Genomic DNA, 14,746 nt, shown 5'->3' with positions numbered 1-14,746 from the left:
CAACCGCGCGCATTCGTTCTTCGTAGCTATACATGAACTATCTCCAAGATAGTCCAAGTTTTCGTCCGCACCCCCGCGGGGTCAGTTTTGAATGCTGATTGACACGGCTAGTTTCGAAACACCGAAAAGGGAGCGTTTTGTAATTCTGCTAGGCTAGGCCAACGTCCTGCCCATCTTAAGCCAGTTTTCTCAGACACGACCCACGATCAGGCTACCCGTTATGGGCAGGGGAGAATCCGATAGGTACCATCACCGACCGCATAGGCACATTGGTTGGTTTGGTTGTTCTGGGCGACCATCGTACCCACGGCCGCTCCGGCCAGTGCGGCAATGATCACCCAGTCCTTGTCGGCATCGAATAGTGTAGCCGTTACAACGCCAACCGCCGCACCCGCCAAGGCACCGCCGAGTTGGCTTTGATCTCGTTGGGTCATATCACAAGCGGTAAGTGCAAGGCTGCCAAGTGCGATCCCCAGAATGGATTTCCTGATCAACATGTTTTCTTCCTTTTCGGTTATTATATTAAACCGACTGTGGATGTTCGCCTGATTTTCGAATTGATTTGTATCAATCTACATGGACTTAGTTATGCTAGCGTTATTGCTGCGAAAGACGACAGTCTTGCCGCAATCGGTCAGTCCGCCGTCTCGGCCTTTGCGACGTTTCGCAATACCTGCACAAAGCTGTCTGGGGTAACTGATATTGTGTCAATGCCAAAGCCGACTAAATGCTGTGCATAGGTTGGATCGTTGCTAGGTGCCTGACCACAGAATCCGACCTTTGATCCGACCTTATGGGCCTCGCGGATGACAGTTTCAATCATCCACAGGACTGCGGGGTCGTCTTCGCGAAACAGCGCGGCAAGCGCGTCTGAATCGCGGTCGATACCCAGCGTAAGCTGCGTCAGGTCATTCGAGCCGATAGAAAAGCCGTCGAAGCGTTCTGCGAATTCCTTTGCCCGAAGGACATTTGAAGGGATTTCGCACATGACGTAAACTTGCAATCCATTTTGGCCACGTTTCAGCCCGTGTTCAGCCATCACTGCCAGTACCTTGTCAGCCTCTTCAGGAGTGCGGCAGAAAGGTATCATAACAACCACATTGTCAAAGCCCATTTGCCCGCGCAATCGCGCAATCGCCTGACATTCCAGCGCAAACCCGTCGCGATAGCGGTCGGAATAGTACCGAGACGCGCCCCGGAAACCGATCATCGGATTTTCCTCATGCGGTTCGAAATCGTGACCGCCCAATAGGTCAGCATATTCATTCGTCTTAAAGTCGCTCATCCGAACGATAACTGGTTTGGGGTAACAAAATGCCGCGATCCGCGAAAGGCCGCGCGACAGGCGGTCAACGAAATAGGCGGGTTTGCTATCATAGCCCTCGGTCAACCGCTCGATTTCGGCCACCGCCTTGGGGTCGCTGACCTGGTCAATATGGGCAAGCGCCATTGGGTGAATGCGAACTTCACTGTTGATGACGAATTCCATGCGCGCCAGCCCGACCCCTTCGGTTGGCAGGCGCCACCATCGCAAAGCCGCACTGGGATTTGCGAGGTTCAGCATGACCTTGGTATGCGTATGCGGCAAAATTTTCAGCGATTCTTCGGTGACCGTTATCTCCGAAAGACCTTCGCTCACGATGCCCTCTTCACCATTGGCACAAGACACGGTAACGTCTTGTTCATCATGCAGAATATGGGTGGCATTGCCGCAGCCAACAATCGCCGGAAGGCCAAGTTCGCGGCTGACAATCGCGGCATGTGAGGTGCGCCCACCATGATCGGTGACAATGGCGGCAGCTCGTTTCATGATTGGTACCCAGTCGGGGTCTGTCGTGCTGGTCACCAAAACCGAGCCCTCGACAAAGCGTGCGATGTCATCCGCGCTTTCGATGATCGATACACGCCCCGCAACGGCGGCGCTTCCAACACTTAAGCCTTTCAGCAATACGGGGCCGGGTTTCTGCACTGCATAGCTTTTCAGTGTTCCCAAATCGGCGCGCGATTGCACCGTTTCCGGCCGCGCCTGCACGATGTAGAGTATTCTGGTCCCGCCATCGCGTGCCCATTCCATATCCATCGGTTGGCCATAATGATCCTCAATGATTTTGGCCTGCCGTGCGAGGTCTAAAATCTCGCTATCGCTTAGGACAAAACGCTGACGTTCCGCCCTTGAGGTCGGAACATTGCGCGGGGTGCCGTCACGGTCATGGATCATCTTGATCGTTTTGGCACCCAACCGCTTTGCCAGAATTGGAGTTAGTTTTGGGTTGTTCAGAAAGGGTTTGAAAACCTGATATTCATCAGGGTCCACGGCGCCTTGAACGACATTTTCACCTAAGCCCCATGCAGCGTTGATCAGTACGGCATCGGGAAACCCGGATTCGGTGTCAATGGAAAACATAACGCCCGAGCCTCCGGTGTCAGCTCGTACCATCAGTTGAACCCCGACCGAAAGCGCCACTTGATCATGCGCAAAACCTTGAATTTGACGGTAAGAAATGGCTCGATCGGTATAGAGCGAAGCATAGCAGCGCTTGCAAGCATCCAAAAGTGCAGCCTCGCCACTGACGTTAAGAAATGTCTCTTGCTGGCCTGCAAAACTGGCATCAGGCAAATCTTCGGCGGTTGCACTGGAACGTACCGCAACCGGAGCGTCGGTCTGTTTCACGGTTTGGCCCAATGCGCGGTAATGCGTTAAAATGGCTTCGGCCGTTGCTGCGGGCCAGTCGCCCCCGAGAATAAGTGCGCGAATTTTCTGACCCGCCGCATGCAGGTCGATCCGCCCCGCTGCCAACGCAGCAAGATGGTCGGCGATAGCATCTTCTAGGGTGTTGCTGGTCAAATAGGCACGAAAGGCGTCGGCGGTGGTAGCAAAGCCTGGCGGCACAAGAATACCTTTAGGGGCCAACGTGCTGATCATTTCGCCCAACGAGGCGTTCTTGCCACCAACAATGTTAACATCGCTACGGTTCACTTTTGTAAAGTCAATTACGAGTTGGGGTGATTGGGTCATGCGTTGCCTCCCTTGGTTCAAATCTGGCGCTACTCTGCCGCCTTGCCGCCGAAACGACTTTCTTGCTGATCCGTCGTGGCGACAGATCGCAGATCATTTTGCCCCATCAGAAGCAGGCAGAATTGAGCAAGATCAACCCGCAGTCACGCAATCCGGCGTCTTTGGACCGCCTTTTGAACGATAGCCTATTTTTGGAAGCTTGATTTAAACTGGGGCATTCGACGGAAGGTACAGTTTCTAGTTATGGCTTTTGATTAGGCCCCTGCGAGAGTGTAAAGGTGCAGTTCCCTCCCTGCATAAATGGCCTTGGGCAATGATGGTCTGGGTGCGGTGTTGTCCCAAGAAGTTCACATGTTCGGAATACAATGACAGTCGCTTGGTTTGCCTCATCCTTCACGAAAAAAAATCCATCATGCTTCATCAGTGCAAACTAGGGATTTCCAACATATCAGAGCCCCAAAAGTTAGGTTGTCGAGGTCGTTTCAAAACTACGCCAAGAAGGTATGATGGCATGGTGTAGTGGTGGCGCCTTTCGAACGATAAGCGCTAAGCAAGATAGGCTAAATTCGCCATCTGAGCGGCACACACGCCAAGTGATTGATAAATCAAGGTTACTATTTTTCTTTTTGCAACATCGAAAGGCGCAAAGTCGCTGCCAAGATTGCCTGCGACAAAATCGGAGAGCTACCCAAACCGATGACGGCATCGTTGTCACGGCCGTCATTTTCACGGAGGGTGCAACGCCAATGACCGTCTTTATCATTCGCGCGACCATGAATATTAACCGACCAGTTCGGATAGGCGTTGTCCACCACAAGCACAGCGCCATCGGTAGTGGCGATTTGATCAGCTGTAACAGCTTTTGACAGTTTTTTCGGTAGCAGAAAAGCCAATGCGTGAAGAACGCCGTCGAACTCCGCGACTGTCATATCGTCGCGGTCTTCCAATTCTTTGATAAGCACGTCCAATTCGGGGTCTTTCATGGATTTACGCTCCGTTTTTTAGGTGAAGGCTAGGTCATAGAAAAGTCGAGGCTCAGAACTCAATAACCGTTCTGGCGTGCGCGGCAGCCCTTTGGGGTTGCATGTAAGGCACACACCGAAATATCCATTTGCCGCAAAACAAACACCTCCATTTCAAAGAGATCCATAGCATCGAATACTGACATCATAGTATCCGCCCCAACCTTGCACAGATTGATATGGATCAATGGTGGAGAGCCCCATCGGGTAGTGCGGATTAAGTGTTATTGCATGATGCGTCTCTGGGGCATCAATATGATGCTTTCTGGCGAAGACGGTCGATATGCCGATGAGATCGGACACGTTACCAAGACGTGCCGCTATTTTAAGGTCGACCAATTGCACTTTTACCGATGGCGCAAATCCTTCACCTCATCAGTGTTCGCGAGGGTGGTGTCATTTGTGGACGGCTCCTTTTTTGTTCCACTTGCGTCTGGTTAGGCGCGGGTCTGGATTGCAGAGCCATCCGAGCGAGATGTCAAAGAGCAAAATGCCAACGCATGACCAACAGCACCGAATAATCCGGCGGACGGGGAAAGCAGTCCCCACTCGCCGAATCCGTCTTTGGACTTTTGACCCACTTGCTGCTGTAGCGATGATCGTAGGCGACCTGCTGGGCCGCCTTTTGAAGCCAGACGATTCGATTCGTTCACAGGTCGTTCAAAAATGACAAGACAAAAAAATTATTCTCTTAAAAACCATAAAGCTTCGTGACAAATGCTTCTGTTGTCGTGAAATCCAGACAATGCTCGCGACAAACCACAAACCACTGTTCGAGAGGCAGACCCCTTGGCAAAACAATGAAATGCGCGGTCCTATGCGGCATTTTGATAGTCCTCGCTACGTCATGAGATTGGCGGTCCAGAATTGGTGTTCTGGACCGCCCTTCCCAAACCAAAGCGCACTTCGTCTTTGGGGACAGGGGATTAGACGAGCGCCTTGGTTTATCTGTTAAGCTATCTCAATCTGATCAATAACGCTGACCACCCCGGGGGCAGACCAAGCTGCGTCCTTCGCTAGTTTGCGTTCGTACCATGCCTTGACTTGACCCTTCAGCGTCACTTTACCATCAATCACATCGACATTGATTTTGGCAGCTTCAAGTGCCGCACTTCTGTGCATAGCGGCCGAGATTTTCTTTTTTACATCCAGTTGCGAAACTTTCGGCCAGATAGTGATTGCGTTGGTGACACCCGTTACGCCACCCATATGTGCAACCTGATCCTGGGCATCATTACGCTGATATTGCCAATCCACAGACCCGGTGAGAGTCACCCGCCCGTTCTTTACCTCGGCTTTGAGATCATATTTGCGAAAAATAGTGCTCCACTCGCAAAGATGTGCGATCCGCTCTGCAATATCGGCGTCTGAAATGGTCGTATCTGCGGGATATTTTATATCGATTTTTTCAACGACAGCGTGGACCCCTTTGACCCGCTTCGCAGCCTTTACGGCGGCTAGCTCTTCAAGGAAACTATGAACAGTCCCGTGCAACGTGACCGCACCATCCTTTACCGTCACTCCAATTTCAGTAGATTCAATCCGTGGTTCGAAGTCGATTTCTGCCAGAATGTCGTCTCTAATTTCTTCATCGCTACGCATGTGTTGCCCTCCATATGAAAACAGAAGAGCAGGCTATCAACTAAGTTTTGGGGCCAATTGATATTCATCAATTTACCCACCCAAATTGTCGGCCGTTTCACGAAGATAATGCTCGGCACAGGCGTCCTCACTTCCCCTGATCACACGCTTGCCGATCAGAGGGCCGTGGTGTTCCGTCACGACAGTGCATTGCCCTTGGCCGTGCCCGTCTTCTTCGAAGTAAATCATAACCCAATCCCGCGTCCGTTTGAAAGTTTGCGCCGTCCGGGTGTTTGAATAAATGGCCGTAAATCGCCATCCATCGCGCTCTGTATGCAAAATCGGCACCTTTGTGACATCAGTGGTGCCGGGCCGTTGAAGCGAAATCTTCGAGAGCGTGTTCTCTGCATCGGCAGTACGGTAAGCTTGATCAACTTCAAGGATAGTAGCCACAGGTGGTTGGCTATTCGGTGCGGTGCGAGATGATGGGTGCCGAGTGGCAAGTATGCTTTTCAACGAACCCTTGATCGCCGACAACCGCCTCGGGCCGATCCCCGTTAACGCCGAAAGACGCCCGTCGTTGGCGGCCGCTTCAAGCGCCTCAAGCGAGTCGATGCTCAGTTGATCATGTATGCTCTTGGCAAGCTGTGGCCCAATCGTCGGAACCGTTTGAAAAAGTTTTTCAGGGTCGAGCGTCCCGCGTAACCGTTTGATCGAGGATAATTCCCCCGATTCAAGTATCTCGACAATCGCATTTGCAATCGAAATTCCGATTTTTGGCAGCGCGTCCAAACCTTTTGAGCCGGACTCTTCATAGATGCTACGGATTGGCTGCGTCATTGATCTTACAAATTTGGCAGCTTCGCTATAAGCCCGCACACGAAAAAACGAAGCATTTTGCTGCGCCAACAGGGTCGACATCGTATCCAATTGCTCTGCGATGTAGACGTTTTCTAACAGGTATTCAATTTTCTTTGCCTTAGCGTTTTGTGGGGAAGTGAGCGGATCATTTGCCATTTTTATCTCTCTTGCAATCGGGACACTATCGCTGGCGCGGGCATTCTCTTGCGGAAACATTTCAGATTTTCTGAATGACAATTTAACTTCCCTTTCATATCCAACAATCAGTACATCGTCTTAACGCTTTCAAAATTCGCAGTGCTTTGATTTCATGCGTTTGGGTTTAAAATCCTGCGCAAGCGTCGCTTGCGGGGGTCACAAGGAAAATGCCCAAAATCTCGCCTCAGCGCGGTCTCAGTAGCAATTATTGGCACATTTTATCCAAGTGCATTTGATCTTTATCAACTGGTGATTTGCCGAATATTCACCTTTGATTACCAATAACTTGCGACGCTGAAGGGCGCCTGCGAGTCGGTTCTAACTGATGGATGAAACTCTGAGTAATTGAGCGACTGCGCTCTAGGCTTGGGATCTATTAAATTGCTTGCGGTCGGTGGAACTCGCTTATTCATTTGTGGCACCAAGGGGTACCACAATGACCGATATGTTTGTGCTTCCCGAATCGCAAATGGCGCGGATATCGCCGTTATTTCCGCTCTCGCACTGGAGGCCGTGTGTTTATGACCGTTGGCTGTGCATCCACACCTGCCTTGACCGCTGCGCCTACACTTTGATGTCGGCCATCCAAATCGCCGCAATCGTCATCTTCTGGGTATGATCAATCTTTCCTGAGGCTAGTTATAATAAAAGTTCTCGGTTTTGATAGTCGTCAGTTTCTGTTGTGGCAAGCGCGGCGAGCCTTATGCCATCAAACAACTCAAGCGCTCAGCGCGTTTTTGCCGGGGTCTTTTTGTCAAGCGATCCCAGAGCTATTTTTTGCGTGATTGCAGTCACTTGCTTAGTGCCGTGTCAGGAGACTCGCAACTTCTTTCCATCCGCGGGTATTCAGTACCTCCTTGGCCGAAAGCCAGCCCCGCCTTGCTTGATCGACACCATATTGAATGTTGTCGAGTGAGCCGCACGTATGCGCGTCTGTCGAAATGGCGATCATCACCCCTGCGTCCCTCGCAATTCGGCACTGCGCGTCACTGAGGTCGAGGCGCTGCGGATTGGCGTTGAGTTCCAGACAGCACCCCCGCTCTTTCGCGGCGATCACAAGGCGCTCAATGTTCACGGGGTAGGGCCGCCGCATCCCGATGAGGCGGCCGGTGGGATGTCCGACGATACTGACCAGAGGATTGTCCATCGCTCGGATAATGCGTTCGGTCTGCTCCGCCTCAGACATGTTGAAACCCGAATGGATCGACACCACGACAAGGTCGAGTTTGCTCAACAGTTTGTTGGGGAAATCGAGTGACCCATCTTCAAGAATATCGACCTCGCATGAGCTGAGCAGACGAAATCCTGCGAAGGACTCGTTCATGCGGGCGATTTCCTCGATCTGGTCTTCGAGTTCGCGCTCGGACAAACCTCCTGCCACGCGCTGGCTCTTTGAGTGGTCAGTGATCGCAAGGTATTCGTAGTCCTTTAGTATTGCGGCCTCGGCCATTTCGCGCAAAGTATTTTTGCCGTCCGAGGCCTTCGTGTGTGCATGCAAGTCTCCCCGGATGTCGTCACGCGTGATCAGTGCAGGCAATGCACTAACCTCGGCGGCTTCTATCTCGCCCTGGGCTTCGCGCAACACGGGGTCGATCCATGGCAATCCGATCTTTTTGTAAAGGCTGTCTTCCGTTGCTCCTGCAATACGCCTTGTTCCGTCAAAAAGGCCATATTCATTGAGCTTAAGACCCCGCTTCTGGGCACGTCGCCGACAGGCAATGCCGTGCGCCTTTGATCCTGTGAAATAGTGAAGTGCAGATCCCCAACTTTCTTTTCCGACCACGCGCAGATCCACCTGAAGCCCTACACGCAGGGTAACCGTCGAACGGGTAGCGCCCTTCGAGGCAATGCTGACAATTTCATCATATTCGGTGAAGGAGTCTATTATTTTTCTGCCTTGCGCGCCCGCCGCCAGAATGTCGAGGTCGCCCACCGTCTCCTTGCGGCGGCGGTAGCTTCCCGCGATCTCTGCCTTGCTGACACCTTCGATTTTACGAACCCAATCGAGCAGCGGCCCGGCGAAATCCTCGGCTTCGTCAATCCGCCACCGGCGCGTCCCGAGGGCCCTGTGGGAAAGCTCGTCGAGGATTTTCGCTTGTGTCTTGGCGCCGAAGCCTGCGATCTTCTCGATCCTACCCTCTTCGGCGGCTTGCCTAAGATCGCCTATGGTGCGGAAGCTGAGCTGTTGGAAAAGCATCTGCGCTTTTTTGGGGCCAACGCCGGGAATACGCGTAGCCTCGACAATAGCGTCCGGCACCTTGCTGGAAACCTCTTCGAGAAGCTGCAATTTGCCAGTTCGGACGATTTCCGTGATCTTCTCGGCCAGATCCTCTCCGATGCTGGGCAATTCCGAGAGATTCTCGCCCGCGTCGACCATGTCGGTCATGCTTCGACCGTTTCCGCGTATCGTGTTCGCCGCGTTGCGATAGGCTCGCACGCGAAACGGGTTCGCTCCCTTAATCTCTAGCAGGTCTGCCAGATGGTCGAATATCTCGGCGATCTCGCTGTTGTGGACTGGCATGGCTCAACCTCCTTGGCCTAAAAGTTTCCGAAAATCGGCTTCGTCGAGCGTCTTGACACCGTGCCGTTTTGCTTGCTCGAGCTTCGAGCCGGGCCTTTCTCCGACGACAAGGTAGTCTGTCTCATCGCTGACGGTCGTGGTTACGCGCCCGCCGCGTCGCTCGATTTCTTGCGTTGCTTGCGCGCGCGTCCAACCTGCCAGCGCGCCGGTGAGGACGAATGTCTTGTCCGCGAGGGTAGATCCGGTCTTCTCTATCGGTTGGGGGGAGATACCGGCCGCAAGCAGCCGGTCAACAACGTCGCGGTTGCGCCTTTCGGCGAAGAAACCGACGATGGAAGCGGCAGTTTTTGGGCCGATATTGAGCACCGCGCTGATGTTATCCTCGGATGCGTCACGCAGCGCTTTGAGCGATCCAAATGCGCGCGCAAGCTGCCGAGCTGAGTCGCTGCCTACGTGACGGATGCCCAAAGCCCAAACAAAACGGTCCAATGGAACCTTGGTTCTGTTTTGAATGGCGTCAAAAAGCGCCTTGGCCGATTTGGCTGCAAAGCCTTCGAGGGTTTTAAAATTTTCGGCAGAGAGATCGTAGAGGTCGGCGAGTGTCTTCACCATTCCACGCTCGACCAGTTGCGAGGCCGTCTTTTCACCCAGACCGTCAATATCCATCGCGCCCCGGGCAGCATAATGCACGATCCGGCCCACAAGCTGTGCGGGACAGGCGATGCCTGCGGGGCATTGTGCCTTGCGTCCGCGCATTTCCAGTTCCGCGCCACACGCGGGGCACATCTTTGGCATTTCGAACACATCGCCCCGCTTTTGTCCCGGTGTGTCCACACGTCCGACGATCTCGGGGATTACATCGCCCGCGCGCTCGATCCGCACAGTATCGCCTACTCTCAGGTCTTTGCGGCGGATTTCGCTTGGGTTGTGCAGCGTCGCGCGCGCAACGGTTACGCCGCCCACATCGACCGGATCAAGCAAGGCGACGGGGGTGAGGGCCCCTGTCCGACCCACGCTCACCGCGATGTCTGCAATCCGCGTTATCTCGTGTCTCGGTTCAAATTTCCAGGCCAGTGCCCAACGCGGGCTGCGTGCGCGTGTGCCCATATTCTCGCGCGCGGCGCGGTCATCAAGCTTTAGAACCATCCCGTCGATCTCGTAAGGCAGCTGGTCGCGTGCTTCCATGAGACGCTTGTGAAAGGCGCGGATGTTTTCCATCGACACGCAACGTGCCCGCGCGCCAAAAACAGGAAGGCCCTGATGCTCAAGCTGTTTCAGAAGCGTCTCCTGCGTTGGTGCATCTTGAATGCTCAAACCTGTCGCATCGTAAAATGTAACGGCAAAACGAATGGCCTCTGCTCCCGCAGGATCAAGCCGCCGAACAAGACCGGCGGCTGCATTGCGGGGGTTGGCAAACGGCTCTTCCCCCCGCTCAACGCGCGCGCGGTTCAGCTTCTGAAAGCTTTTAACAAGCAAAAGTGCCTCGCCACGTACGACCAGTATGTCGGGCATTTTCTTGGGATGCCGGAGCCGCAAGGGCAGTGCACGCGCTGCGCGCAAAGTATGACCGATCCCCTCACCGGTGCGCCCGTCGCCGCGCGTTGATGCGCGATCAAAATGGCCATTCTCGTATACGACCTCCACCGACAAACCGTCGAACTTTGGCTCGGCCCATATCACCGCCTCATCTTCCCCCGTCTCGGTACGAATGCGTGCAAGGAAGCCTTCAACATCCGCCTCGTTACGTACCGCGTCTAGACTCAGCATCGGCGCGATATGTGATACTTTTTCTAGCCCAGTGTGCGGCGCTACGCCTACCCGCTGAGTAGGCGAGTCCGGTGTCACAAGGTCCGGGCGCTCTTGCTCCAGCAGTTCGAGTTCGGCAAACAGCCCGTCGTATTTTTTATCGGAAATCTCCGGGGCAGCCTCCACGTAATAGAGCTGGTCGTGCCGCGCGATTTCGCCACGAAGGGCGGTTATCCTCTTTTTGACATCGGACCTGTTTGCCATTTTCTTAGGTTTCCTGAAGATTCTTATTTGTCTTTTTGGGCGGATACTGAGGATTTCAACAGGTTAAATTGATCGGGAACTAGGCTGCAGGTCAGGAATGTCGGAATCAATGGAATTCGGACATGCATCATAACCGCCAGTTCAATAATCTCTCGACTAGTTTTAAAATAGCCAAATTGAGATAGTTTTTTTGTGCCAGAGAGCCAGATGGTAGGCCCAAGCTGATTACGTCTGGAGGGACTTTGCAAAAGGTGACCGTGACCCAACTCCACAACCAAGGATTTGCCCCAGTGCGCGCGCTTGATCAACGGCGAGCCCTGATCGGCAGGTCTCATCACTTTCCCGATCCACTGTTCCATCCTACGGTCGCAAAGAACGCTAGTCGACGTGCGGACTTGGTAGGCTGACCGCAACTGCGGTTGGCAAAATTGACGAGAGAGGGCACGAATGAACTGGTTTAAGGGTGCGCAGCTTCCGAAGGACGTGATCCTCTTTGCGGCGTTTTTTATGTTCAGTCCTTCGTCTGTTTGCTTGGGCTTGCGCTCACGGTCACATGGGCCGGTCGGATAAGCCGCTGTCCTAGGGCGAAGCCGGGGCGATGCAGGACAAGAACCACACCTGGCTTGGTGTCATTAGTCTCCTGCGTTAGCAGGGCTTCATGAAGCACCGGATCAAATGGGGAGTCCTTTGGTGCAATTTCCCTGATACCAAGCGCCTTTAGGCCGGTCGCGAAGGCCGACTTCGTTCGGTTCAGGCCCTCTAGATGCGCGACGATCAGTGGATTGTCGGCATCAGGACTGGCGCGAGCGGCCTCAATCGCCAGACAGATATCATCGTAAGCAGGGGCAAGGGCCTCTACCGCAAGTGCCACACCATGTTCTCGCCCGTCAAAACGGGCCGCATCGGCGCGCTTACGAGCGTTCTCGGCCTCAGCTAAGGCGCGCTTCCATTTGTCCGTTAGAACTTCCAGTTCTGCATAAGGGTCCCGCGTTGTTACCTCAGGTTCATCTGGCGTCGGCTCATCGGTGGATTGATTGATCTTATCTTTTTTCTTTTCCATGGTTGGTTCCTCTAATGGGGTCTTGGCGTCAACGGACCAGTAGAAATATGCGGGCCGATCCGCGTTGGATGGTTAAGGCAAGCGCTCCGTCGATGGATGCAAGTTGCTGGCGTAACTCTGCAACTGATGTGACTGGCACCCGATTGGCGGCCACAATAATGTCGCCCGCTTCCAAACCTGAACGTGCGGCGCGGCTGTCGGCATCCACTTGGGCGATCACGACACCGGCAACATCGCCGAAGAGCCGATCGCCGGGTTGGAGGTCTCGCAGTTCGGCCCCTGAAAGCCGTCCAAGCCCTCGCTCGCCCGCTTTTGCGCCAAGCTGCGCGCCTTTGCGCAACGTGGCCGTCAGTGTCTGTGTTTTGCCATCACGGATGATGCCGATTTCGATATCTCTGCCAAGCCGCTTCAATCCGATTTGACTGCGCAAATCGGCGGACCCGGCAATCGAACGACCATCAACTGACACAATCAGATCCCCGGGCTGGAATCCCGCCGCCTCGGCAGCGCTGTTCGGCTCGACTTGGGTAATCACTGCGCCTGCACCAGCTTTAATGCCCAAGGCTTCGGCAAGGTCGGGTGTGAAATCCTGAATCCTTACTCCAAGTTGTCCACGTTGGACCTCGCCAAACTCGATCAGCTGATCGACAACGGCATTTGCCATATTTGCAGGCACGGCAAAACCGATCCCGACATTGCCACCCGACGGCGCGATGATGGCGGTGTTAATGCCAACCAGCCGTCCATCAAGGGTCACCAAAGCGCCGCCGGAATTGCCGGGGTTGATGGAAGCGTCGGTTTGAATGAAGTCCTCGTAGCCTTCGATGTTCAGCCCGCTACGCCCCAATGCGCTGACGATGCCGGATGTCACGGTCTGGCCAAGGCCAAACGGGTTCCCGATCGCCAATACATAATCGCCCACTTGCAGCCGATCGCTGTCGCCCAGATCAAGCGCGGTAAGATCTGTGGCATCGATCTTAAGCAAAGCGATATCTGTGCCGGGATCACTGCCGATCAACGCGGCATCAAATTGCCGCTGGTCCTTGAGCGTCACGATGATCCGGTCGCCGTTCTCTACGACATGGTGGTTGGTTAGCACATATCCTTTCTCGGCATTAAAGATCACACCCGAGCCCGCGCTCATTTCCCGACGAGGCTGTTGCTGTGGCTCTTGTTGTTGCGGAAACGGCTGCATGTCGAAGAACCGTCGAAAAAACGGATCGTTAAACAACGGGTTCAATTCGGCTGTTTGTTCGCTTTCGACCGAAATATTGACGACAGCCGGTGTTACTCGATCCAGCAAGGGGGCCAGAGTTGGCAGCCCATCGTCGTTTAAATATAACGGTCGATCTGCAGTTTGCGATGCTACCGGTGCGGTGAAGCTAAAGGTAAAAATGCAAATCGCCACCAATACGTGGCCGAGACGAGAAACTATAGCGTGCATAGCTTTTCTCCTTGGGACCTGAGGAATGGGGCCGGGTTGCCCGGCCCCACATGCCTTATGCGGCCTTTATGGGAATACGTTTTACTTTGGCCTGCGCCTCTGCGGTCTTGGGCAGGGTTATGGTCAACACTCCGTTCTTGAACTTTGCATCGGCTTTGTCTGGGTCGACGCCCGCAGGAAGCGGCACCGTGCGATAGAATGAGCCGTAGGACCGTTCGGACATGTAAACGCCTTTGCGCTCCTCTTCGTGTTCGATTTTCTTTTCGCCACGGATGGTCATCGCGTCGCTTGAAAGCGAAATATCGATGTCTTTTTCAGTCATGCCGGGTAATTCGATTGAGACATCAACGCTTTTGTCTGTCTCTGTGACGTCGGTGCTGGGGCCGAACATGCCCACAACATCGCTGCGACCATTCCAGCCACTTTCAACCTTGTTCCAGAAGTCCTCGAACACGTGGTTGATTTCACGTTGCAGTGACACTAGGGGATTGGCCCCGTTTTCTCTTTCGCTTGCCGGACTCTTTTCTTTGTCCCGACCCCATGGGATTAGATCGCTGATTTGCATTTTAGACTCCTTCCTTGATTGCGAGTTTAGATAGAAAGACGGTTCATGCCGCCTTGACCGAGATTTTCTTGGGCTGGGTTTCGGGCGAGCGTGGCAATTCTAGCCGTAGAACCCCGTTTTTGAATTCAGCCTTGATCTTTGCCTGATCGACCTCATCCGATAGGGTGAAGACGCGGATATAATCCCCAACCCGGTATTCGGACGATAGAAGGCGATAACCTTCAGGTGCGTACGGCTTCACCTTGCCGCGAAGTGTCAGGATTTGACGCTCCAGTGTTACGTCAACATCATCCGGCGCCACACCCGGCATATCAGCCATGATCACCGTGGTTTCATCACGCTCAAAGATGTCGACAGCTGGTGTAAACGCCATCGCCCTGCGATTTGCGTCGCCGTTCGATGTCGTCACATCCCGCGTGTCTTGTGTGGTAAGTTCTTGTGCCATGGCTCTCTCCTTTCAATCATGGT

13 protein-coding genes are annotated in these 14,746 nt (G+C 53.8%); 1 reads left to right on the top strand and 12 read right to left on the bottom strand.

The window, feature by feature from the left end; genetic code table 11:
- Positions 1-218: 218 nt before the first annotated feature.
- The 5 genes from ACEN2J_RS17710 to ACEN2J_RS17690 form a co-directional block, all read right to left on the bottom strand.
- On the bottom strand, positions 219-497 hold the full coding sequence (locus ACEN2J_RS17710) for a glycine zipper 2TM domain-containing protein (protein WP_442107621.1): 279 nt from the start codon (positions 495-497) through the stop codon (positions 219-221).
- Between the two features lie 137 nt (positions 498-634).
- Positions 635-3,016, bottom strand: coding sequence for a phosphoenolpyruvate synthase (gene ppsA, locus ACEN2J_RS17705; RefSeq protein ID WP_442107619.1), 2,382 nt, complete (start codon positions 3,014-3,016; stop codon positions 635-637).
- 614 nt (positions 3,017-3,630) lie between these two features.
- The gene (locus ACEN2J_RS17700) at positions 3,631-3,999 is read right to left on the bottom strand and encodes a hypothetical protein (RefSeq protein ID WP_442107617.1); all 369 of its coding nucleotides are present in this window, start codon (positions 3,997-3,999) and stop codon (positions 3,631-3,633) included.
- Between the two features lie 990 nt (positions 4,000-4,989).
- Positions 4,990-5,640, bottom strand: coding sequence for a BON domain-containing protein (locus ACEN2J_RS17695; RefSeq protein ID WP_442107615.1), 651 nt, complete (start codon positions 5,638-5,640; stop codon positions 4,990-4,992).
- A 72-nt stretch (positions 5,641-5,712) separates the two neighbouring features.
- Positions 5,713-6,717 carry a helix-hairpin-helix domain-containing protein gene (locus ACEN2J_RS17690; RefSeq protein ID WP_442107613.1) on the bottom strand — a complete coding sequence of 335 codons (1,005 nt, stop codon included), beginning with the start codon at positions 6,715-6,717 and terminating at the stop codon, positions 5,713-5,715.
- Between the two features lie 397 nt (positions 6,718-7,114).
- Between ACEN2J_RS17690 and ACEN2J_RS17685 the strand changes: the two genes are divergently transcribed.
- Positions 7,115-7,297 (top strand): hypothetical protein, encoded by a 183-nt coding sequence (locus ACEN2J_RS17685; RefSeq protein ID WP_442107611.1) that lies wholly within the window; start codon positions 7,115-7,117, stop codon positions 7,295-7,297.
- A 180-nt stretch (positions 7,298-7,477) separates the two neighbouring features.
- Here ACEN2J_RS17685 and polX read toward each other — a convergent pair whose 3' ends face one another.
- The 7 genes from polX to ACEN2J_RS17650 form a co-directional block, all read right to left on the bottom strand.
- Positions 7,478-9,199 carry a DNA polymerase/3'-5' exonuclease PolX gene (gene polX, locus ACEN2J_RS17680; RefSeq protein WP_442107609.1) on the bottom strand — a complete coding sequence of 574 codons (1,722 nt, stop codon included), beginning with the start codon at positions 9,197-9,199 and terminating at the stop codon, positions 7,478-7,480.
- Between the two features lie 3 nt (positions 9,200-9,202).
- Positions 9,203-11,209 carry an NAD-dependent DNA ligase LigA gene (gene ligA, locus ACEN2J_RS17675; RefSeq protein ID WP_442107607.1) on the bottom strand — a complete coding sequence of 669 codons (2,007 nt, stop codon included), beginning with the start codon at positions 11,207-11,209 and terminating at the stop codon, positions 9,203-9,205.
- A 23-nt stretch (positions 11,210-11,232) separates the two neighbouring features.
- Positions 11,233-11,544, bottom strand: coding sequence for a hypothetical protein (locus ACEN2J_RS17670; protein WP_442107605.1), 312 nt, complete (start codon positions 11,542-11,544; stop codon positions 11,233-11,235).
- A 176-nt stretch (positions 11,545-11,720) separates the two neighbouring features.
- A complete protein-coding gene (locus ACEN2J_RS17665; protein ID WP_442107603.1) occupies positions 11,721-12,269 on the bottom strand; it encodes a nucleotide exchange factor GrpE in 549 nt (182 codons plus the stop codon).
- Positions 12,270-12,297: 28 nt separating this feature from the next.
- Complete coding sequence (locus tag ACEN2J_RS17660) at positions 12,298-13,713, bottom strand: DegQ family serine endoprotease (RefSeq protein ID WP_442107601.1); 1,416 nt, start codon at positions 13,711-13,713, stop codon at positions 12,298-12,300.
- A 55-nt stretch (positions 13,714-13,768) separates the two neighbouring features.
- A complete protein-coding gene (locus ACEN2J_RS17655) occupies positions 13,769-14,278 on the bottom strand; it encodes an Hsp20/alpha crystallin family protein (protein WP_442107599.1) in 510 nt (169 codons plus the stop codon).
- 43 nt (positions 14,279-14,321) lie between these two features.
- Positions 14,322-14,723 (bottom strand): Hsp20/alpha crystallin family protein, encoded by a 402-nt coding sequence (locus tag ACEN2J_RS17650; protein ID WP_442107597.1) that lies wholly within the window; start codon positions 14,721-14,723, stop codon positions 14,322-14,324.
- Positions 14,724-14,746 lie beyond the last annotated feature (23 nt).

This window comes from Pseudorhodobacter sp. W20_MBD10_FR17 (genome assembly GCF_052119765.1).
Lineage (GTDB): Bacteria > Pseudomonadota > Alphaproteobacteria > Rhodobacterales > Rhodobacteraceae > Pseudorhodobacter.
The sequence above is the reverse complement of the archived record's forward strand: the minus strand, read 5'-3'. Positions and strand labels throughout refer to the sequence as shown.

Coding starts and splice junctions, on each gene's coding strand:
- ACEN2J_RS17710 (WP_442107621.1), bottom strand. CDS start 497: ATGTTGATCAGGAAATCCATTCTGGGGATCGCACTTGGCAGCCTTGCA.
- ppsA (WP_442107619.1), bottom strand. CDS start 3,016: ATGACCCAATCACCCCAACTCGTAATTGACTTTACAAAAGTGAACCGT.
- ACEN2J_RS17700 (WP_442107617.1), bottom strand. CDS start 3,999: ATGAAAGACCCCGAATTGGACGTGCTTATCAAAGAATTGGAAGACCGC.
- ACEN2J_RS17695 (WP_442107615.1), bottom strand. CDS start 5,640: ATGCGTAGCGATGAAGAAATTAGAGACGACATTCTGGCAGAAATCGAC.
- ACEN2J_RS17685 (WP_442107611.1), top strand. CDS start 7,115: ATGACCGATATGTTTGTGCTTCCCGAATCGCAAATGGCGCGGATATCG.
- polX (WP_442107609.1), bottom strand. CDS start 9,199: ATGCCAGTCCACAACAGCGAGATCGCCGAGATATTCGACCATCTGGCA.
- ligA (WP_442107607.1), bottom strand. CDS start 11,209: ATGGCAAACAGGTCCGATGTCAAAAAGAGGATAACCGCCCTTCGTGGC.
- ACEN2J_RS17670 (WP_442107605.1), bottom strand. CDS start 11,544: ATGAGACCTGCCGATCAGGGCTCGCCGTTGATCAAGCGCGCGCACTGG.
- ACEN2J_RS17665 (WP_442107603.1), bottom strand. CDS start 12,269: ATGGAAAAGAAAAAAGATAAGATCAATCAATCCACCGATGAGCCGACG.
- ACEN2J_RS17660 (WP_442107601.1), bottom strand. CDS start 13,713: ATGCACGCTATAGTTTCTCGTCTCGGCCACGTATTGGTGGCGATTTGC.
- ACEN2J_RS17655 (WP_442107599.1), bottom strand. CDS start 14,278: ATGCAAATCAGCGATCTAATCCCATGGGGTCGGGACAAAGAAAAGAGT.
- ACEN2J_RS17650 (WP_442107597.1), bottom strand. CDS start 14,723: ATGGCACAAGAACTTACCACACAAGACACGCGGGATGTGACGACATCG.